This is a genomic window from Rhodoferax sp. (assembly GCF_044236835.1).
Lineage (GTDB): Bacteria > Pseudomonadota > Gammaproteobacteria > Burkholderiales > Burkholderiaceae_C > Allorhodoferax.
In genome coordinates this window covers 72,648-91,737 of sequence record NZ_JBIIGC010000011.1, presented here as the reverse complement: position 1 = coordinate 91,737, position 19,090 = coordinate 72,648, and the positions used below count along the sequence as shown (strand labels likewise).

Below are 19,090 nucleotides of genomic sequence, written 5' to 3'. Positions count from 1 at the left end.
TTAGGCGCTTTCCACAGCAGCACAACGCAGCGCACGTTGGAGGGCCGCCGCCAGTTTGGCGGGCCGGGTTTGCTTGACTTTGACGGTGGTGGTTGCGTGCCAGTTTGCGCAGCGTTGAATGGCATGTGCAACATCAACAATTTGAGACGCGGTCCACGCCGCGCCCGTTTGCACATGCAAGGCTTTGACTTCGAAGATGCCTTGTGCACGGTGCGCTTTGGCGTCGAGCCGGCCGATCAGTTCGCCACGACACAAGATGGGCAGGACAAAGTAGCCGTGAACGCGTTTGGCTTCTGGCGTATAGCACTCCAGCCGGTAATCAAAATTGAACATCGCCAGCGCACGCTCGCGGTCCCAGACGATGGGGTCAAAGGGTGACAGCAGCGCGGTGTGGGTGGCAGCTAACTGGTTGGCAAGCGCCTGCCTCAGCAAGCGCATCTGGCTTGCATGCACGTAGGCGCAAGCTTGCCAACCTTGCACACGCACGCGGTGTAAAACGCCCTGCTCCACCAGCGCGTCCAGGCCCGCATCGTTCAGACGCGGTTTGCTACGGTAATAGTCATGCACCCAGCGCGCCTGCGTGACGCCCAGCGCAGCCACGGACTTTTCAATGAACAACTGCTGCACTTGCCCGGTCGTGCGTACTTCGGCACTTTCAACAAGTTGTGGTGCAACACGCTCGGCCAAATCGTAAACACGCTGAAACTTCTCGCGCCGCGACACCATGAGTTCACCCGTGGCAAACAGTGCTTCCAGCCAGCGCTTTTCGTCCTTCCAGCCCCACCAAGGTGAGCCTTTGCCTCCTGTGCGCTCAAAGTCCGACGCCTTTACCGCGCCGTTTTCGCGGATGTGCTCGAGGAGTTTGTCCAGCTCGGTGCGCTGTTGGGCGTTGGACTTTTGGGCGTGCTCCAGACCCCAATGTTTGCGCACCTCGCGGTTAAACACGCGGTGCGCTTGCAGGTCATCTATGGGTGCAAAGCAAGCCTCATGGGCCCAGGTTTCAAATACCTCACCGTGGTCCAGCGCCTCGTCCAGCCAACTTTGTGGATAGGCGCCCAATCTAGAGAACAGCACCAGGTACGGGCTGCGCGCCACCACGTGAATGGTGTCGATTTGCAGCAGGCCCATGCGTTCAATGCAGGCGCGCACGGCGCTGCGCGTGGCCGCCCGGACGGACGTCCGCAACAGGCCCTGCGCTGCCAGTTGCAGACAACGCGCCTGTTGCAGCGTCAGCTCCATGTTCAGACGCGCAGTTTTGCCAACAGACCTGCTGTCGAGCTGTCCAATCCGCTGACATCGCCGCTGGACAGACGTGCCTCGATGTTTTTGGCCAGCACCTTGCCCAACTCCACGCCCCATTGGTCAAAGCTGTTGATGCCCCACAGGCTGCCGCTCACAAACACACGGTGCTCTTGCAGGGCAATCAATGCGCCCAGAGAAGCTGGTGTCAGATCGTCGAGCAGCAAAAAGGTGCTGGGACGGTTTCCAGAAAAGTGCTTGTGCCCGCCCCCGTCGCTCTTGCCCACCATCAGGGCCTGGGCTTGTGCAAGTACGTTGGCCAACAGCAGTGCTTGGTGCCCTGTCAAGTTGTGCCGTGCCTGTCTGACGGCCACAAACTCCATGGGCACCACGTCGGTACCCTGGTGCAGCATCTGGAAGTAGGCGTGCTGACCGTTGGTACCCGGCTCACCCCACAACACCGGCGAGGTGCCGAATGGGAGCGCCGCGCCCTCGCTGTCCACACGTTTACCATTGCTTTCCATTTCCAGCTGCTGCAGATACGCGGGCAGGCGACGCAGCGCGCTGTGGTATGGCGCGATGCTGCGGCTGGTGAAACCGTGGAAATTGCGATACCAAACATCTAGCAACCCTAAGCGCACCGGCAGGTTGTGTTCCAGCGAGGCTGTGCGGAAGTGCTCGTCCATGGCATGGGCACCGGACAGAAAGTCTTTGAAACCGTCAGCGCCAATGGCAATGGCAATCGGCAAACCGATGGCTGACCACATGGAATAGCGCCCTCCCACCCAGTCCCAAAAACCGAAAGTCGTATCGATGCCAAACGCGTTCGCCGCCGCCACATTGGTCGTCAACGCCGCGAAGTGGCGGGCAATGTCGCTGCCGCCCTGCGCCTCAAACCACGCCTTGGCCGAGTGCGCGTTGGTCGTGGTCTCGATGGTGGTGAAGGTTTTGCTGGCCACCAAAAACAGGGTGCTGCCAGCGCTCAGGTTCTTCAAGGTCGCGGCAAGCTCGTGGCCATCCACGTTGCTGACAAAGTGCAGCCGTTTGCCGCTGGTGGCAAAGGCGTCCAGCGCAAGCACCGCCATTTGCGGCCCGAGGTCCGAGCCGCCTATGCCGATGTTGACCACATCGGTAATGCCGGCGTCCGCACGCACCGTCTCCGCATAGGCCAGCATCCTGTCCAGCGTGGCATGGACCAACTCCTGGTCTGGAGTGCTGCGGTGCGGGTCGCGTAGCAGTACATGCTGCACCGCACGCTCTTCGGTGGTATTGATTTTTTCGCCGGCAAACATGGCGTCGCGGTGGGACGCAAGACCGCACTGGCGGGCCAGTGTCATGAGCAAGCCTTCTGTGGCCGCGTCGATGCGGTTCTTGGACAGGTCCGCGAACACATACGGCGCCTGCTGACTCAGGGTCTGGAAGCGCTGTGCATCGTGTGCGAAGGCGTCGCGCAGGTCGAAGGCTTGCCCGACCGCGTCATAGCGCGCTTGCAAGGCCGCCCACGCGGGCGTGCGGTCACAGCGGGTGCGCGCTGGGAGTGCGGTTGTCGCGGTCGCGGTGGTGTGTGTGGTCGCAGCATCCATGGCTCAAGCCGCCAGGATCAGTTGCTCAAGCTTCACGGCGTCCACGCAAAACGCGCGGATGCCCTCGGCCAGCTTCTCGGTGGCCATGGCGTCGTCATTGAGCGCCAATCGAAATCCTGGTTCGTCATAGGCCACATGCTCCAGCGGTAGCTGCGCGGCAGCGCTGGCGTCCAGTGCCCGCTGCAGTGGCGTTTCGGTGGCGGCCAAGGTGGCCAGCAGTTCGGGGCTGATCGTCAACAGGTCGCACCCGGCCAGCGCGGTGATTTGGCCCACATTGCGAAAGCTCGCGCCCATCACCTCGGTGGCGATGCCGAATTTCTTGTAGTAGTTGTAAATCTGCGCCACCGACTGCACACCGGGGTCGTTGGCACCAGACCGCTCGGCCTCCACCCAAGCTGCGCCAGCAGACTTTTTGTACCAGTCGTAAATGCGGCCGACAAAGGGAGAAATGAGCTGCACCTTGGCCTGCGCGCACGCCACCGCTTGGCAGAACGAAAACAGCAGGGTCAGGTTGGTGTGGATGCCTCTGCGCTCCAGCGCCTTGGCCGCCTCAATGCCCTCCCAGGTGGCCGCTACTTTGATGAGCACCCGGTCGGTCGGGATGCCCTGGCCCTGGTACAGCTCGATGAGCCGCTCGCCGCGGGCCACGGTGGCTTCGGTGTCAAAGCTCAGGCGCGCATCCACTTCGGTGGACACCCGCCCCGGAATGATGGACAGGATTTCGCAGCCAAAGCGCACCAGCAAGCGATCTACCACCTCGTCGAGCGGCTTCCCACTGAACTGCTGGACCGTGGCCTTCAGCAAGGGCGCGTACTCAGGCTTTTGCACCGCCTTGAGGATGAGCGACGGATTGGTGGTGGCGTCTTGCGGCAGAAAAGCGCCGAGTTGCTTGAAATCACCGGTGTCGGCAACCACGGTAGTGAACTGTTTGAGGGCGTCGAGTTGGTGCATATTGGGGGCCGATCGCTTCGGATCGCTTCAGTTGAAAGGTACAAAAAGGCGCTTGAATTATCGATGAAACAAAGTTACATTACAACGTCCTAATTTATGTAACTTTGAACCATGGGCTTTGATCTCGTTCTATTCGGCGGCACTGGCGATCTGGCTTGGCGCAAACTGATGCCGGCTTTATTCCAGGCGTTTCGCCACGGTACCCTGCCCGCTGGCGGCCGCATCATTGGCGTGGGCCGCGACCCGCTCAGCCACGACCAGTACCGCGAACTGATCCGCTCGCGTTTCGAGAAAGTCGAACTCGCTAAACGGCCCAGCGCCGAGGAATTTGCACGGTTTGCCGACATTCTGGAGTTTGTCCGGATGGACCTCTCCAAACCCGACGACTACGCCACCCTCGCCGCATCGCTGCGCGCGCGCAATGCCGACACCGTGGTGATGTACGTTGCCACCGCACCCAGCCTCTTCACCACCGTTTGCGAGCAGTTGGCAGCCGCCGGGCTCAACACGCCGCAAACCCGCGTGGTACTGGAAAAGCCCTTGGGCAACGACTTAGCCTCCAACCGTGCCATCAACCACACGGTGCGCCGGTTTTTTGAGGAAAAGCAGGTCTTTCGCATCGACCACTACCTGGGCAAACCGGCGGTGCAAAACTTGTTTGCGCTGCGCTTTGGCAATGCGCTGTTCGAGCCGCTGTGGCGGCGCGAGCACATTGCCAACATCCAGATCACCATTGCCGAAGACCTGGGCGTGGAAAGCCGCGGTGCGTTCTATGAAAACACCGGCGCGCTGCGCGACATGGTGCAAAACCACGCCCTGCAGCTGCTGTGCGCCATCGGCATGGAGCCGCCCATCAACTCACACGCCGACGCCATCCGCGACGAGAAACTCAAGGTGCTGCGCTCGCTCAAGCCCTGGACACAAGAGTCCTTGGCGCATGACGCCATCCGGGGCCAGTACGCGGCAGGCGCCATCGCTGGCACCAAGGTGCCAGGCTACCGCGAGGAAGCGGGCGTCAGCACGACCAGCCAAACCGAAACCTTTGTGGCGCTGCGCACTGAAATCGCCAACTGGCGCTGGGCGGGCGTGCCGTTTTACATCCGCACCGGCAAGCGCCTGGCCAGCCGGGACGCGCGCATCGTGGTGAATTTTCGGCCCACACCGCATGCCATCTTCAACTCCAACGTCGGCATGGCCAACCGCTTGGTCATCAACCTGCAGCCCAAAGACGGGCTGGAATTGCACCTGCTCGCGCAGGGCCAGGCCAACCGCAAAGCGGCGCAGTCGCTGGCGCCGGTGCAGCTCGACCTGGACTTTGACAAGCGCTTTGGCACCGAGCGGGTGGGTGCCTACGAGCGGCTACTGCTCGATGTGATCGACGGGCGACTGAACCTGTTTGTACGCAGCGACGAGCAAGAGGAGGCCTGGCGCTGGGTCGAGCCGGTGCTCAACTTCTGGGTCAACGATGCGCAGGGCCCTCGCCCCTACGCTGCGGGCACCTGGGGCCCCAGCGCATCCAGCGCCATGATTGCCCGCGACGGCTTTTGCTGGAGCGAAGAATCTTGAAAGCGCAGCGCCCGCATGCTTGAACGCATCACCGCCTCGCTGCCCTCGTTGGCGCCCGCTGAGCAGCGGGTGGCGCGACTGTGCCTGGCGGACCCGCGCGCCTTCGCCAAGCTGCCAGTGAGCGAGCTGGCCGACCGCGCCCATGTGAGCAAGCCCACCGTGGTGCGCTTTTGCCGCAGTGTGGGCTACGACGGCCTCTCGGATTTCAAACTCAAGCTGGCGGGCACGGTCAACGAAGGCGTGCCCTTCATCCACCGCAGTGTGGACGCCGACGACAAAACCGGCGACGTCATGGTCAAGGTCATCGACAACACGGTGGCCGCCTTCTTGAAGTACCGCAACGACGCCTCCACCGCCGCCATTGAGCGCGCGGTCAACGCCATCGTCGAGGCTTACAAGAATGGCCGACAGATCCAGTTTTTTGGCGTGGGCAACTCCGGCATCGTGGCGCAAGACGGGCAGCACAAGTTCTTCCGCCTGGGCGTGCAGTCCGTGGCCTACAGCGACGGCCACATGCAGGTAATGAGCGCCTCCATCTTGCGGCCGGGCGACTGCGTGCTGGTCATCAGCAACTCCGGGCGCACCCGCGACCTGATGGACGCCTGCGACATCGCCCGCAAAAACGGCGCAACCACCATCGTCATCACCGCCAGTGGCTCACCGCTGGCCAGTGCCGGCAGCATCCACCTCAGCGCAGACCACCCCGAAGGCTTCGACAAATACAGCCCCATGGTGTCGCGCCTGCTGCACCTGATGATCCTCGACATCCTCGCCACCTGCGTGGCCTTGCGCATCGGCAGCACCACGCTACAGCCCTTGCTGAGCGACATGAAGCACAACCTGCGCAACAAGCGCTACGCTTGAGCGGCTACCTGAGCGCAAGCGCGGTCCAACCGCACGCAAAACCACCATAGAAAAAGCCCGCTGTGTTACCACAGCGGGCTTTTAAAACTTGCCAATCTCAAGCTGACGCAAGGTCAGCCATCGATTAGAAGTTGTAACGCAGGCCAGCGGCGTACTTGGTGGTCAGGGATTCGGTAGTGGTGCCAGCAGCAGTCACCTTGGTCTGGAAAGCGCCACCGTAGATAGCAGCTTGCTTGGTCCAGTTGTACACGGCTTGTGCACCGAAGCCGGTGGACTTGCCATCGCTCAGACCAGCACGGGTGGTGGTTTCAGAGGCATAGCCCACAGCCACGGTGGTGGTTGCGCTAACAGGCACGCCCACGCTCAGGGTGTAGCCAGCGTCCTTCCAACCAAAACCGTTGGCATCCACGTTGGCCTGCTGGTAGCCGGCACCGACAGTGGCTACGCCCAGGTTGTACGAAGCGCCAATGATGGAAGCGGTGGTCTTGTCACCGGCCAAAGCGGCACCACCGAGATGTGCGGTGGAAGCAACTTGCTCGAAACCAAAGTTCACGCTCAAAGGACCTGCGGCGTAGTTAGCGCCCAGTCCAACGTAGGGTGGGGGGCTGGTGGTCAGGGTCTTGTCTGCGCTGGCAAACAACACGGTGGCGTTGAAGCCGCTCATGTCAGGGGTGGTGTAGGAAATCGACTTCTTGGCGTTGCCGTTGCCGGTGTTGCCGTTGTCGCCATGCGCGCCCTTGTACCAAGTCTTGTTGGCCGCGGAGAACCCGTTGTACTCCATTTGGTCGAAGCCCCATGCGCTGTCATAAGGAGTCCACTGCAGGCCCATTGCAACGGTACCAAAACCGCCGGTCAAACCCAAGGTCGCCACGCGGTTGGAAGTGATAGCGTCGCCATAACCAGCTGCATTCACGCCAAACTCATACTGAGCAAGTGCCTTGATACCGCCAGACAGGTCGTGGCTGGCTTTGACGCCAAAACGGCTGCCTTCGTAGTTGCCGCTGCCGACTTCCAGGCCTTGGTCAACGCCGCCGGTGGTGGTGGTGCTGGAAACACCCAGATCCACTTTGCCGTACACGGTCACTTGCGCAGAAGCGGCACCAACAGCGGCCAGAGCGGCCAGAGCAACGAGAGTCTTTTTCATGTTCATGTAAACCTCAAAAAAAAGTAGTCCAAACGGGGTTGGAGCGCTTGGGGATCAAGCTGGAGTTATTGAAGCACAGTCGGCACCAGAACCAGCCACGCGCACCGTGTAAACCCTGTGAATTCACCTTTTTTTACTTCGGTTGTTACAAAAAACTGACAGTCGCAAACACTGCAAACGCAAAAAAAGCCCGCTGTGCAAGCACAGCGGGCTTTATGTTCAAACTTTTCGCGCTGGCTTACACCAGCTGGAAATTAGAACGAGTGCATCAAACGAACACGGGTAGACGTTTGTTGCTCAGCAGCGCCAGCAACGTCAACCGAGCGGTAAGACGCGGCAACAGCGGTGCGCTTGCTCAGAGCGTAGTTCACGCCCATTTCGTAGCCCTTGTTCTTGGCAGACGCGCCGGTTGCCAAAGTCTTGGTGTCACGCTCAGCGTAGTTCAAGCCCAAGGAGAATGCGCCCATGGGAACGGACACGCCAGCAATCCACTGCTTCACGTCGGTGGTCGTGTTGTCGTTGGTTTGGTATCCGAAGCCCAGGTTGGCCACGCCCAAGTTGTAGCTACCAGACAGACGCACACGCTCTTTAGCGGTGAATGTTGGGTTAGCTACGTTGGCGTTGCGATCGTAGGTGGTGAAGTCCACATTGGCGCTGATGGGGCCAGCAGCGTAGTTCACGCCCACCACGGTGGCAGAGCTAAACAAGGAAGCAGACTCGAGGCCACCGGCTCCAGGGTCGCCGATGCTGTCAACGATTTGCAGATACACGTTTGCGCCGGAGAACGACGGGCTGGTGTACTGGAACAGGTCAACACCGTTCAACTCGGCATCAACCAGGGTGGAGTCATGGTCCAGACCTTGGAAGCCAGCTGCACCTGCGCTGCCACGGGCAACAATGCCGGAACCGCTTGCCACTGCGCCAGCAGTGATCGAGCCAAATGGGCCGGCCAAGGTGATGCGGGAGTCACGGGCACCGATGCCGTCAGAGGCGCCATCGGAATTGATGTCACGGCCGCGCAAACGGATGCCCATGAAAACTTGTGCCGACATACCTGCACCCAGGTCTTCGGTCATGGCGAAGTTCACGTCACCGTCCGAGGTGTTGAAGCCATTGGCCTTGGCGCCTGCTTGGCTCTTGGTGTCCGAATACTGGTAACCGAACTTGCCGGAAATAGTCACGGTCGACTGTGCGAATGCAGTGCCGGTAGCTGCCAGGACAGCCAAGGCTACGAGGGTCTTTTTCATATGGAAAATCTCCAAAGTTGTACAAAGGGCGCCAAGACGGTCTTGGAGCCAACCTCCTGTTTGGAAGCTCCGGCGATTCGAACAGAGGCGGCTGACGTTTGCATGAAACTGCTCGAAAAAAAGGGATTTATGTCGGTTTTCGTTGCATGAGTGCAACACGTTGTCGCGTGCTTGAAAATGCAAGTCCCGCCTGAAAGCGCAACGAGAGTGAAAACCCTGCCATGGACGCCCTGATCAAAGCCGCCGATTCCGCGCTGCGCACCTTGTTTGCCACCCCCCACGCATCGCATGCCTGCCCCACCGTGCCCGAGACCCATGTGCCGCTCACCGATGACGAACGGCGGCTCTCGGTGGGCCTGATGCGGGTGAACCACGTGGGCGAGGTCTGCGCCCAAGCGCTTTACACCGCGCAGGCGCTGACCACGCCCAACGCGGCGCTGCGGCGGCACTTTGAGAAAGCGTGCGCTGAAGAGACCGACCACCTGGCCTGGACCGCCGAGCGGCTACAGGCCTTGGGCGGTCGGCCCTCTTTGCTCAACCCGCTGTGGTACGCCGGCGCATTTGGGCTGGGCCTGCTGGCGGGCCGGATGGGCGACCGCATCAGCCTGGGCTTTGTGGAAGAAACGGAGCAACAAGTGGGGGCGCACCTACAAGGGCACCTTCACACGCTGCCGCAAAACGACCACGCCTCACGGGCCATCGTGGCGCAAATGCAGAAGGACGAACTGCGCCACGCGAATGCCGCCAAATCGGCGGGCGGCGCCGACCTGCCTGCACCGGCCAAGGCGTTGATGCGCGCAGCGGCCAAGGTGATGACCACCGTCGCGCACCGCATTTAGCGTACCAAGCCGCAGCGACTCGGCCCGGGTGTTACTGCCTACGAGCTGGGGCCTGGGCTAAGCCTCGAGGACTTCGAAGCTGGTCGTGATCTGCGCCGTCTTGGCCAGCATGATGCTGGCCGAGCAGTATTTGTCGTGGCTCATGGCAATAGCCCGCTCGACTGCAGAGGCGGCCAGTGCTTTGCCAGTGACGGTGAAGTGCATGTGGATTTTGGTGAACACCTTGGGGTCGGTGTCGGCGCGCTCCGAGGTGAGCTTGACGCTGCAGCCCTGCACCGCATGGCGGCCACGCTTGAGGATGAGCACCACGTCGTAGGCGGTGCATCCGCCGGTGCCTGCCAGCACGGTTTCCATGGGACGCGGTGCCAAGTTTTGTCCGCCATTTTCCGGCTTGGCGGCATCGGGCGCGCCGTCCATGGTCAAGGTATGGCCGCTGCCGGTTTCGGCGATAAAGCCCATGCCCGAGCGTGCGCCGGTGTGGCCGGTCCAGCTAACTGTGCATTCCATGGTGGTGCTCCTTCAGTGTCGGCCCCACGCGATACACAGAGGCCAGGGTTCAGCGTTGCAAGGGCGCCGATTATCATCCGCGCTCTGCCCTTGACCGCCATGAAGACATCCACACCCCCACGCAAGAAGCCCCTGACCCCCGCCGACTACCTCAAGAAAATTCTGACCGCCAGGGTGTACGACGTCGCCACCGAATCGGCGCTGGAGCCGGCGCGCGCCTTGGGTATGCGCTTGCACAACACGGTGTTGCTCAAGCGCGAGGACCAGCAGGCGGTGCGCAGTTTCAAGCTGCGTGGGGCGTACAACAAGATGGCGCACCTTTCTGCGGCGCAACTGGCCAAGGGTGTGATTTGCGCGTCCGCTGGCAACCACGCCCAGGGCGTGGCGCTGAGTGCTGCCAAGCTGGGCGCGCGCGCCATCATCGTCATGCCGACCACCACACCGCAGGTAAAAGTGGATGCGGTGCGCGGCCTGGGCGGCGAGGTGGTGCTGTTTGGTGACAGCTACACCGATGCGTACAACCACGCCATCACGCTGGAGAAAAAGCAGGGCCTCACATTTGTGCACCCCTTTGACGACCCGGATGTCATTGCCGGCCAAGGCACGATTGCGATGGAACTGCTGCGCCAAGTGCAAACATTGGATGGAGCATCCGGCAAGTCCGGTGGCACGCGCTTAGACGCGGTGTTTGTGGCAATTGGCGGCGGCGGCTTGGTGTCGGGGGTGGCCAACTACATCAAGGCGGTGGACCCGCGCATCAAAGTGGTGGGCGTGCAGATGAACGACTCGGACGCGATGATGCAGTCGGTCTCCGCCAGAAAACGGGTGACGCTTTCTGATGTGGGCCTGTTCTCCGACGGCACGGCGGTCAAGCTGGTGGGCGAAGAGACCTTTCGCATTGCGCGCGGGTTGGTGGATGAGTTCATCAGCGTGGACACCGACTCGGTGTGCGCAGCGATCAAAGACATTTTTGTGGACACGCGCTCCATCGTGGAGCCCTCGGGGGCGCTGGCGGTAGCGGCCATCAAGCAGTATGTTGCCAAGCACAAAACGCGGGGCGAAACCTACGCCGCCATTCTGTGCGGTGCCAACATGAACTTCGACCGCCTGCGCTTTGTCGCCGAGCGCGCCGAGGTGGGCGAAGAGCGCGAGGCGCTGTTTGCAGTCACCATTCCCGAAGAGCGCGGCAGCTTCAAGCGCTTTTGCGGGCTCATTGGCGAGTTGCCCGGCGCGGCCCGCAGCGTGACAGAGTTCAACTACCGCATGAGTGATTCGGCCAAGGCGCACGTGTTTGTGGGCCTGACCACGCACGGCAAAGGTGAATCGAAAAAGATTGCCGCCTACTTCAACAAGCACCGCTTCCAAACCCTGGACCTCACGCATGACGAACTGGCCAAAGAGCACATCCGCCACATGGTGGGCGGGCACTCGGTGCTGGCGCAGGACGAGCGGATCTTGCGCTTTGTGTTCCCCGAGCGGCCCGGCGCGCTGATGAAGTTCTTGAGCCTGATGCGCCCGGGCTGGAACATCAGCTTGTTCCATTACCGCAACCAAGGCGCCGACTACGGCCGCATTCTGGTGGGCTTGCAAGTGCCTAAGGCCGATGACAAAGCATTTGCCACCTTCCTCAAAACCCTGGACTACCCCTACGTGGAAGAAACCCACAACCCGGTGTACCAAATGTTTTTGCAGCAATAGCGCTGCGCGCAGGCCTTTCAATACCACCGACCGCAAGCATCACCACGCACCGCAAGGCAAACCCATGGCAATGACCTTAGACGGCAAACTGGTGGTGGCGATATCGAGCCGCGCTCTGTTCGATTTCGAGGAGGAAAACCAAATCTTCGAAACCGGCGACGACCGTGCCTACATGGAGTTGCAGCGCGCGCGCCTGGACCTGCCAGCCAAACCAGGCGTGGCTTTTTCGCTGGTGAAAAAGCTGCTCGCGTTCAACGAAACACCGTCGCAGCGGGTGGAAGTGGTCATTTTGTCGCGCAACGACCCGGTCAGCGGCTTGCGGGTGATGAAGTCGGCGGCGCACTACGCGCTGCCCATCATCCGCTGCTCTTTCACCCGAGGCGAGCCGCCGTGGCGTTACCTCAAGCCGCTGCGCGCCAACCTGTTTTTGAGCACCCACTTGCGGGACGTGCGCAGCGCACTCGACGCCGGCGTGCCCGCCGCCCAGGTGTACCCGCACTCTGCGCACGCCAGCGACGCGCACCCGACCGAGGTGCGCATTGCGTTTGACGGCGATGCGGTGTTGTTCAGCGACGAGGCCGAGCAGGTTTACCAAAGCCACGGGCTCAACGCCTTTCAACAGCACGAGATGGACAAGGTCGCACTTCCGCTGCCAGATGGCCCGTTCAAGCCGCTGCTGGTGGCGCTGCACCACTTGCAACAGGCGTCCAGTGCGCAGATGCGCATCCGCACCGCGCTGGTCACCGCACGCAGTGCCCCGGCGCACGAGCGCGCCATCCGCACACTGATGGACTGGAAGATCGAGGTCGACGAAGCCATGTTCTTGGGCGGACTCGACAAGGGCGAGTTTTTGCGCGAGTTCGAGCCCGACTTTTTCTTTGACGACCAGACCGGCCACATCGAGTCGGCCGCGCGCCATGTGCCCTCCGGCCATGTGGCCAGCGGCGTGCGCAACTAGCGCCACATCCAAGGCGCCCTTGGCGCGAAAGGCCCTCGCAATGACTCAGCCCCAGCCCACAACACCAACGATCAGCAAACTGCAGGCCACCAAGTTACAGGTACGCCGGGTCTGGGCCCTCTCCAAGCCCTATTTCCAATCCGAAGAAAAGTGGCGTGCCCGCCTGTTGTTGGCTGCCATCGTCACGCTCAACCTGGCGCTGGTGTACATGAACGTGCTGTTCAACGACTGGAACCGCCTGTTCTACGACGCATTGCAAGAGAAAAACAGCGCGGTGTTTTGGGAGCAGCTGGGCCGTTTTACCTACTTGGCATTCGCCTTCATCGCGATCGCCGTGTACAAGTTTTACCTGACCCAACTCCTGGAAGTGCGCTGGCGCGCCTGGATGACACGGCAGTACATGGGGCGCTGGCTGAGCAACCAGTCCTTCTACCATTTCGAGCTGGCCCGTTACGCCAGTGCGGCCCAGAACACCAACAGCCTGGCCAATCCGGACAACCCCGACCAACGGATTCAGGAAGACGTGAGCCAGTTCACCGGTTTGACACTCTCGCTGAGCATGGGGTTACTGAACTCGCTGGTCACACTGGGCAGCTTTGTGGGCATTTTGTGGACGCTCTCGGGTTCGTTTTCCTTCAGCCTGATGGGCAGCGACTACAGCATTCCAGGCTTCATGGTCTGGATGGCCGTGCTGTATTGCGGCGTAGGCAGCGTGCTGACGCACTTGATCGGTCGGCGCCAGATCGGGCTGAACTTCCAGCAACAGCGGGTGGAAGCAGACTTTCGCCACCGCATGCTTCGGGTACGCGAATACGCGGAGTCGATTGCACTGGACAAGGGCGAATCCGTTGAACGCTCGCAGCTCGAATCGCGCTTTGGCAAGGTGCTGACCAACTACCTGGCTTTGTTGTCAGCGCAAAAGCAGCTGGTCTGGTTCACCAGCTTTTTCGGTCAGGCAGCGGTGGTGTTTCCCTTTGTGGTGGCGGCACCGCGCTTTTTTAGCGGAGCGATTCAACTGGGGCAACTCACGCAGATCGCCGGTGCGTTCGCACAGGTGCAAGGCGCGCTCAGCTGGTTTGTGGACAACTTTCCCAACATTGCGATCTGGCGCGCCACCACCGACCGGCTGACCGGATTTGAAGCAGCGTTTGGCAGCGTGGGCTCGGTGGGCTACGCCAACGCAACAGTGCAGGACAGCACGCCCGGCGTTACCGACCTGAATTTGTCCTTGCCCAATGGTGCATTGCTGCTCGCCCACACCGGCTTGCAAACCGCCAACGGCGACCGGATCTTGCTCAAAGGTCCCTCAGGTAGTGGCAAGTCCACCCTGTTTCGGGCGATCGCGGGCATTTGGCCATTTGCTACCGGAGCGGTGCAACGCCCGCACGACGTGATGTTCTTGCCGCAGCGCGCCTACTTTCCGGAGGGCAGTCTGCGCGATGCGCTGGCCTACCCTGCTCCGGCCAATCAGTACACCGACGCGACCCTGCAGGCCGCATTAACCCATGCCTTGTTGCCCCACCTGGCCGACCAGCTCGACACCTCGGACGCTTGGGGCCAAAAGCTCTCTGGCGGCGAGCAGCAGCGCTTGGCGATGGCGCGCGTGTTTCTGAAAAAGCCCGCTTGGGTGTTTGCCGACGAGGCCACCAGCGCGCTGGACGAAGCCGCAGAGGCCACGCTCTACGAGCGGCTGACGGCTTTGGTCGCAGCGCAAAACGGCGGCTTGGTCTCCATTGCCCACCGGCCGGGCGTGGTGGCCTTTCACAACCGGCAATGGTTGCTAGAGCGCCAAGACGAGATGGGCACTCAGGCGCCGGATGGCGCGGCGCCGGTATCGCCCTTGTTCAAACTATCAGAGAAAGCGCTGTAACCCTTGGCCCGCAGCAGGCAGGCCGGGCAGGTGCCGCAACCATAACCCCAGGCATGGCGCTGGCTGCGGTCGCCCAGATAACAGGTGTGGGTGTGCTCCACGATCAGATCCACCATTTTCTGGCCACCACCGGGTTCGCCACTGGCATCGCCCAGACGGCGGGCCATGTCCCAGGTGGCGGCTTTGTCGATCCACATCAGCGGCGTCTCAATCAAAAAGCGCTGGTCCATGCCCAAGGAGAGCGCCAGCTGCATGGCCTTCATGGTGTCGTCGCGGCAATCGGGGTAGCCCGAGAAATCGGTCTCGCACACACCCGTCACCAACACCTGCAAACCACGCCGGTAAGCCAGCGCCGCAGACAGCGTCAAAAACAGCAGGTTGCGGCCGGGAACGAAGGTGTTGGGCAGGCCGTTGGCCTCCATCTTGAATGCAGTGTCGCGGGTGAGCGCGGTCTCGCTGACTGCCCCCAAGACCGAGAGGTCCAACAGATGGTCCTCGTCCAAAGCAGAGGACCAGCGCGGGAACTGGTGGCGCAGCTCACGCAGCACCGACTGGCGTGCCGCCAGCTCGACGTGGTGGCGCTGGCCGTAATCGAAGGCGACGGTTTCCACCCGCTGGTAGCGCTCCAAGGCATAGGCCAGGCAGGTGGTGGAGTCTTGGCCGCCGGAAAACAGTACGAGGGCAGAGGTATGCATTGCGCAATGGTAGACCAGCGCAACCGGCCCAACGCGGCCCGACAGGGCCGTCAGATGCCTTCGTTCTTCCTGACTTTGCTGGGCTGGTAGAGCATCACCTCCTTGGCCAAGTCGCCTGGCACCTGGGATGCTGCGTTCGGGGTGGGCGGCTGCACCTGGTTCTTGACCTGCTCAATCTGCACCGCGCTGGCACTGGCAGTCCACACCGTTTTGAGGTGGTCCATCAGCACTTGCGCCATCGGCTTGGGCGGTGGGTCCTCGGTCTTTTCGGGCGCAGGTCGGCGAATCGTCCAGTCCTTGGGGGCGGCATCTTCGGTGCTACGTTTGCGCATCGGGTCGGGCACGCTGGTGTGCACCGGCTCCCCCTCGTTGGGCGCTGACCGCTTCAGGGCTGGGTTGACCAAGTCGATCACGCTGGGACCAGGGACTGCTTGCGCGGCCGAACTCACCGAAGGATTGACCGGCGCAGTGGGAATCACCCTGTTGGCTCCAGACGAGACCGCCTCGACGCCACTGGGGCGTACGTTGGGGTTTCGATCTATAGAAGGCAACTGCATTTTGGTTTGGGCTCGGTTGGCCCCTCCAGTGACAATGAGTGGTTAACGTACGGTTCTTAACGGCAGATTTGGACGGGGATTTAGGGCTATTTTTAAAAATTTAGAAAAATTTTCGCCACCTTCTCAAAAAAAATGCACCACGAGGGTGCATTTCGAAGAATGGGCCATGCCCAAGGGGGGGTTAGTCAGCTTTGATGCCGTTGTCTTTGACCACCTTGGCCCAGATTTCCATCTGGCGCTCGATGAAGGCACGTGCCGCCTCAGGCGTGCCGCCCATGACGTCTATACCTTGGCTGTCCATGCGCTTGGCAAGTTCCGGGCTGCGGATGGCCTTGTTAATCTCTTCGTTCATGCGCTTGATGACCTCAGGTGGCGTTTTTGCTGGTGCCAAAACCGCCCACCAAGCCGGGGCTTCAAAGCCAGCGAATCCGCTCTCAGCAATCGTAGGCACGTTGGGCAAATCGGGCGATCGCTTGGTGGTGGTCACTGCCAATGGGCGCATCAGTTTGTTATCAATATGCGGCTTGACCAAGGCCACCGAGCCAATTGCCAGCGGAACGTGGCCGGCCAGGGCGTCGTTCATCAGCGGACCGCCGCCTTTGTAGGGAATGTGCTGAAAGTCCAGGTTGTTGTTGCGTCCCAGCAAGGCCATGGCCACGTGGCCCAGGCTGCCCGAGCCGATGGTGCCGAAGCTGGGACCGGGCTTCTTCTTGGCGGCGGCCACCACATCGGCAAAGGTCTGGTACTCCGACTTGGGGTTGGTCGCCAGCACCATGGGTGAGGTGCCGACCAAAATCACAGGGGCCAAGTCTTTTTTGGAGTCGTAGCTCAGATTGGGGATGAGGCTGGGGTTGACGGCAAAAGTGTCAAACACCACCGCAAAGGTGTAGCCGTCTGGGGCGGAGGCTGCCACCGCCGCTTCTCCGATCGAACCCGATGCGCCGCCTTTGTTCTCGACGACCACGTTTTGGCCGAGTTGCTGCTGCAACACCGGCGCCAGCATGCGGGCCACCTGGTCGACCGAGCCGCCCGGCGGAAACACCGCGACCAGCTTGATAGGTTGTTTGGTGGGCCATGCTTGTGCCAGCACGTGGCCTGGGACGATCGCAGCCGCCGCCAATGCGGCAACAGACAGGGTACGCAGGAATGGAAGTTTCAAGTCAGTCTCCAAAGTTAATCGCAGGAGTATGTCGCCAGGGCGTTCGATACGGCACTGCGGAAAGCACCTAGACCCCAACGCGCACCCCGGCTTGCGTAGTCCTACAGACCCGGCGCGCAAGCAAGGGCTGCCCGGCCGCGCGGCAGCACCCCACGCGAGCTGAAGGTGCGCAACGCGAGCCAGAACGGTGCCACCGTGCAAACTAGCCCCCGCAAAGGGATACGCTTGGCACCGCTTTTGCTTGAACTAACATAGCGTTCCCTTCCACCCTGTCCCCATCCCACGGAAACCAATATGCAAAAACGTTCGCTGCTCATTGCCACCGCCGCCCTGGTATGCGCCGGTACCTTTGGCTCTGCCATGGCCCAAACTACACCCATCAAGTTCCAGCTGGACTGGCGCTTTGAAGGCCCGGGCGCCTTGTTTTTGACGCCCGCTGCCAAAGGCTATTTCAAGGCTGCCAACCTCGACGTCACCATCGACTCGGGCAACGGCTCGGGCGGTACCGTCACCCGCGTGGCCTCGGGCGCCTACGACATGGGCTTTGCCGACCTGTCGGCTTTGATGGAGTTCCATGCCAACAACCCCGATGCGCCGAACAAGCCCGTAGCCATCATGATGGTCTACAACGACACGCCCGCATCGGTCATGGCTTTGAAGAAGTCCGGCATCAAAACGCCAGCCGACCTCAATGGCAAGAAACTCGGCGCACCGGTGTTTGACGCCGGCCGCCGCGCCTTCCCGATTTTTGCCAAAGCCAACAATATTTCCGGCGTGCAGTGGACCTCCATGGACCCGCCGCTGCGTGAAACCATGCTGGCCCGTGGCGACATTGATGCCATCACTGGATTCACTTTCACCTCGGTGCTCAACCTCGAAGCCCGCGGCGTGAAGCCCGAAGAGATCGTGGTGCTGCCCTACCCGGCCTTTGGCGTGAAGCTGTATGGCAACGTGGTGATCGCATCGCCCAAGCTCCTCAAGGACAACCCCGCCGCCGTCAAGGCGTTTTTGGCAGCCTTTGCCAAGGGCGTGAAGGACGTGGTGGCCAACCCGGCTGCCGCAGTGGCGGACGTGAAAGCGCGTGACGGCATCATCAACACCGAGCTGGAAACCCGCCGCCTGAAGATGGCCATCGACAGTGCGATCAATACGCCCAATGCGCGCAGCGAAGGCTTTGGTCAGGTCAGCGGCCCGCGCCTGAGCTTGATGGCCTCGCAGGTGTCGGATGCGTTCAACACCAAGACCCGCGTCAACCCCGACGCGGTGTGGAACGGCAGCTTCCTGCCCTCCAAGGCCGAACTCAACGTGCTGCCTGCGGCCAAGTAAGCCACGCGGTAGCGCCACCTTCCGAAACCACCTGGAAACTCCCCATGCAGGACCACGCAGAACCCTGGTTTGTCGACTTCAAAGACGTCTGGTTGGCCTACAACGAACAGTTGCTAGCGCAGAACCACTTTGCCGTCGAGGCCATTGATCTGCAGGTCCGCAAGGGCGAGTTCATCGCCATCGTGGGGCCTTCGGGTTGTGGCAAGTCCACCTTCATGAAGCTGGCTACCGGCTTGCAAAAGCCGTCCAGCGGGAAGATCGTGATCGACGGGCAGCCCGTGACCGGGCCACTGAAAATTTCGGGCATGGCGTTCCAGGCACCCTCCCTGCTGCCGTGGCGCACCACGCTGGACAACGTGCTGCTGCCCCTGGAAATTGTGGAGCCCTACCGCAGCCAGTTCAAGGCCAAGCGCAAAGAGTACGCCGAGCGCGCCCGCAGCCTGCTGCAAAAGGTGGGCCTGGGCGGCTATGAGGACAAGTTTCCTTGGCAGCTCTCGGGTGGCATGCAGCAGCGCGCCAGCATTTGCCGCGCGCTGATACATGAGCCCAAGATGCTGCTGCTCGACGAGCCCTTTGGCGCGCTGGACGCATTCACCCGCGAGGAGCTATGGTGCATCTTGCGCGACCTGTGGACCGAGCAGCGCTTTAACGTCATCTTGGTCACGCACGACCTGCGCGAGTCGGTGTTTTTGGCCGACACGGTGTACGTCATGAGCAAGGGCCCGGGCCGCTTTGTGGTGCGCCGCGAGATCGACCTGCCGCGCCCGCGCGAGCTGGAACTCACCTACACCCCGGCCTTTGGCGAAATCGTGCAAGAGCTGCGCTCGCACATCGGGGCTATCCGCAAAACATCGCCTGGCGCCAGCACCGCACCGGCAAGCACCTGA

17 protein-coding genes are annotated in these 19,090 nt (G+C 61.5%); 8 read left to right on the top strand and 9 right to left on the bottom strand.

The features are described 5' to 3' along the window. Genes ACILRC_RS09505 through tal form a run of 3 tightly spaced genes read right to left on the bottom strand, consistent with a single transcriptional unit; the run spans position 1 to position 3,773 of the window. A complete protein-coding gene (locus ACILRC_RS09505) occupies positions 1 to 1,239 on the bottom strand; it encodes a winged helix-turn-helix domain-containing protein (protein ID WP_395669124.1) in 1,239 nt (412 codons plus the stop codon). Between the two features lie 2 nt (positions 1,240 to 1,241). After that, the gene (gene pgi, locus ACILRC_RS09500) at positions 1,242 to 2,822 is read right to left on the bottom strand and encodes a glucose-6-phosphate isomerase (RefSeq protein WP_395669123.1); all 1,581 of its coding nucleotides are present in this window, start codon (positions 2,820 to 2,822) and stop codon (positions 1,242 to 1,244) included. Between the two features lie 3 nt (positions 2,823 to 2,825). Further along, on the bottom strand, positions 2,826 to 3,773 hold the full coding sequence (tal, locus tag ACILRC_RS09495) for a transaldolase (protein WP_395669122.1): 948 nt from the start codon (positions 3,771 to 3,773) through the stop codon (positions 2,826 to 2,828). Positions 3,774 to 3,884: 111 nt separating this feature from the next. On the opposite strand from tal, the gene zwf reads away from it, so the two are divergent. Beyond that, positions 3,885 to 5,339: a glucose-6-phosphate dehydrogenase gene (gene zwf / locus ACILRC_RS09490; RefSeq protein WP_395669121.1), complete on the top strand. Its 1,455-nt coding sequence runs from the start codon at positions 3,885 to 3,887 to the stop codon at positions 5,337 to 5,339. Positions 5,340 to 5,354: 15 nt separating this feature from the next. Continuing rightward, positions 5,355 to 6,203: a MurR/RpiR family transcriptional regulator gene (locus ACILRC_RS09485; protein ID WP_395669120.1), complete on the top strand. Its 849-nt coding sequence runs from the start codon at positions 5,355 to 5,357 to the stop codon at positions 6,201 to 6,203. Positions 6,204 to 6,327: 124 nt separating this feature from the next. On the opposite strand, the gene ACILRC_RS09480 is transcribed toward ACILRC_RS09485, so the two are convergent. After that, positions 6,328 to 7,347, bottom strand: a complete 1,020-nt coding sequence (locus ACILRC_RS09480; RefSeq protein ID WP_395669119.1) for a porin — start codon at positions 7,345 to 7,347, stop codon at positions 6,328 to 6,330. A 254-nt stretch (positions 7,348 to 7,601) separates the two neighbouring features. Next, entirely contained in the window at positions 7,602 to 8,594 is a 993-nt protein-coding gene (locus ACILRC_RS09475) for a porin (RefSeq protein WP_395669118.1), read from the bottom strand. A 221-nt stretch (positions 8,595 to 8,815) separates the two neighbouring features. On the opposite strand from ACILRC_RS09475, the gene coq7 reads away from it, so the two are divergent. After that, positions 8,816 to 9,433, top strand: a complete 618-nt coding sequence (gene coq7, locus ACILRC_RS09470) for a 2-polyprenyl-3-methyl-6-methoxy-1,4-benzoquinone monooxygenase (protein WP_395669117.1) — start codon at positions 8,816 to 8,818, stop codon at positions 9,431 to 9,433. 57 nt (positions 9,434 to 9,490) lie between these two features. Here coq7 and ACILRC_RS09465 read toward each other — a convergent pair whose 3' ends face one another. Further along, positions 9,491 to 9,940 (bottom strand): OsmC family protein, encoded by a 450-nt coding sequence (locus tag ACILRC_RS09465; protein WP_395669116.1) that lies wholly within the window; start codon positions 9,938 to 9,940, stop codon positions 9,491 to 9,493. Positions 9,941 to 10,039: 99 nt separating this feature from the next. On the opposite strand from ACILRC_RS09465, the gene ilvA reads away from it, so the two are divergent. The 3 genes from ilvA to ACILRC_RS09450 all read left to right on the top strand — a co-directional run bounded on the left by ilvA (position 10,040) and on the right by ACILRC_RS09450 (position 14,466). Beyond that, positions 10,040 to 11,638 (top strand): threonine ammonia-lyase, biosynthetic, encoded by a 1,599-nt coding sequence (gene ilvA, locus ACILRC_RS09460; RefSeq protein WP_395669115.1) that lies wholly within the window; start codon positions 10,040 to 10,042, stop codon positions 11,636 to 11,638. Positions 11,639 to 11,702: 64 nt separating this feature from the next. Further along, positions 11,703 to 12,596 (top strand): 5'-nucleotidase, encoded by an 894-nt coding sequence (locus tag ACILRC_RS09455; protein WP_395669114.1) that lies wholly within the window; start codon positions 11,703 to 11,705, stop codon positions 12,594 to 12,596. 40 nt (positions 12,597 to 12,636) lie between these two features. Next, complete coding sequence (locus tag ACILRC_RS09450) at positions 12,637 to 14,466, top strand: ABC transporter ATP-binding protein/permease (RefSeq protein ID WP_395669113.1); 1,830 nt, start codon at positions 12,637 to 12,639, stop codon at positions 14,464 to 14,466. Here ACILRC_RS09450 and queC read toward each other — a convergent pair. The 3 genes from queC to ACILRC_RS09435 all read right to left on the bottom strand — a co-directional run bounded on the left by queC (position 14,403) and on the right by ACILRC_RS09435 (position 16,877). Continuing rightward, entirely contained in the window at positions 14,403 to 15,161 is a 759-nt protein-coding gene (queC, locus tag ACILRC_RS09445) for a 7-cyano-7-deazaguanine synthase QueC (protein ID WP_395669112.1), read from the bottom strand. The genes ACILRC_RS09450 and queC overlap by 64 nt on opposite strands. Before the next feature lie 50 nt (positions 15,162 to 15,211). Next, positions 15,212 to 15,718, bottom strand: a complete 507-nt coding sequence (locus ACILRC_RS09440; RefSeq protein WP_395669111.1) for a hypothetical protein — start codon at positions 15,716 to 15,718, stop codon at positions 15,212 to 15,214. Positions 15,719 to 15,899: 181 nt separating this feature from the next. Next, positions 15,900 to 16,877: a tripartite tricarboxylate transporter substrate binding protein gene (locus ACILRC_RS09435; protein ID WP_395669110.1), complete on the bottom strand. Its 978-nt coding sequence runs from the start codon at positions 16,875 to 16,877 to the stop codon at positions 15,900 to 15,902. 294 nt (positions 16,878 to 17,171) lie between these two features. Here ACILRC_RS09435 and ACILRC_RS09430 point away from each other — a divergent pair, with 294 nt between their 5' ends. Then, a complete protein-coding gene (locus ACILRC_RS09430) occupies positions 17,172 to 18,203 on the top strand; it encodes an ABC transporter substrate-binding protein (RefSeq protein WP_395669109.1) in 1,032 nt (343 codons plus the stop codon). A gap of 44 nt (positions 18,204 to 18,247) precedes the next feature. Further along, positions 18,248 to 19,090: an ABC transporter ATP-binding protein gene (locus tag ACILRC_RS09425; protein WP_395669108.1), complete on the top strand. Its 843-nt coding sequence runs from the start codon at positions 18,248 to 18,250 to the stop codon at positions 19,088 to 19,090.

Bases quoted from the DNA above. Each gene is read 5' to 3' on its own strand.
- ACILRC_RS09505 (WP_395669124.1), bottom strand. From the start codon at position 1,239: ATGGAGCTGACGCTGCAACAGGCGCGTTGTCTGCAACTGGCAGCGCAG.
- pgi (WP_395669123.1), bottom strand. From the start codon at position 2,822: ATGGATGCTGCGACCACACACACCACCGCGACCGCGACAACCGCACTC.
- tal (WP_395669122.1), bottom strand. From the start codon at position 3,773: ATGCACCAACTCGACGCCCTCAAACAGTTCACTACCGTGGTTGCCGAC.
- zwf (WP_395669121.1), top strand. From the start codon at position 3,885: ATGGGCTTTGATCTCGTTCTATTCGGCGGCACTGGCGATCTGGCTTGG.
- ACILRC_RS09485 (WP_395669120.1), top strand. From the start codon at position 5,355: ATGCTTGAACGCATCACCGCCTCGCTGCCCTCGTTGGCGCCCGCTGAG.
- ACILRC_RS09480 (WP_395669119.1), bottom strand. From the start codon at position 7,347: ATGAAAAAGACTCTCGTTGCTCTGGCCGCTCTGGCCGCTGTTGGTGCC.
- ACILRC_RS09475 (WP_395669118.1), bottom strand. From the start codon at position 8,594: ATGAAAAAGACCCTCGTAGCCTTGGCTGTCCTGGCAGCTACCGGCACT.
- coq7 (WP_395669117.1), top strand. From the start codon at position 8,816: ATGGACGCCCTGATCAAAGCCGCCGATTCCGCGCTGCGCACCTTGTTT.
- ACILRC_RS09465 (WP_395669116.1), bottom strand. From the start codon at position 9,940: ATGGAATGCACAGTTAGCTGGACCGGCCACACCGGCGCACGCTCGGGC.
- ilvA (WP_395669115.1), top strand. From the start codon at position 10,040: ATGAAGACATCCACACCCCCACGCAAGAAGCCCCTGACCCCCGCCGAC.
- ACILRC_RS09455 (WP_395669114.1), top strand. From the start codon at position 11,703: ATGGCAATGACCTTAGACGGCAAACTGGTGGTGGCGATATCGAGCCGC.
- ACILRC_RS09450 (WP_395669113.1), top strand. From the start codon at position 12,637: ATGACTCAGCCCCAGCCCACAACACCAACGATCAGCAAACTGCAGGCC.
- queC (WP_395669112.1), bottom strand. From the start codon at position 15,161: ATGCATACCTCTGCCCTCGTACTGTTTTCCGGCGGCCAAGACTCCACC.
- ACILRC_RS09440 (WP_395669111.1), bottom strand. From the start codon at position 15,718: ATGCAGTTGCCTTCTATAGATCGAAACCCCAACGTACGCCCCAGTGGC.
- ACILRC_RS09430 (WP_395669109.1), top strand. From the start codon at position 17,172: ATGCAAAAACGTTCGCTGCTCATTGCCACCGCCGCCCTGGTATGCGCC.
- ACILRC_RS09425 (WP_395669108.1), top strand. From the start codon at position 18,248: ATGCAGGACCACGCAGAACCCTGGTTTGTCGACTTCAAAGACGTCTGG.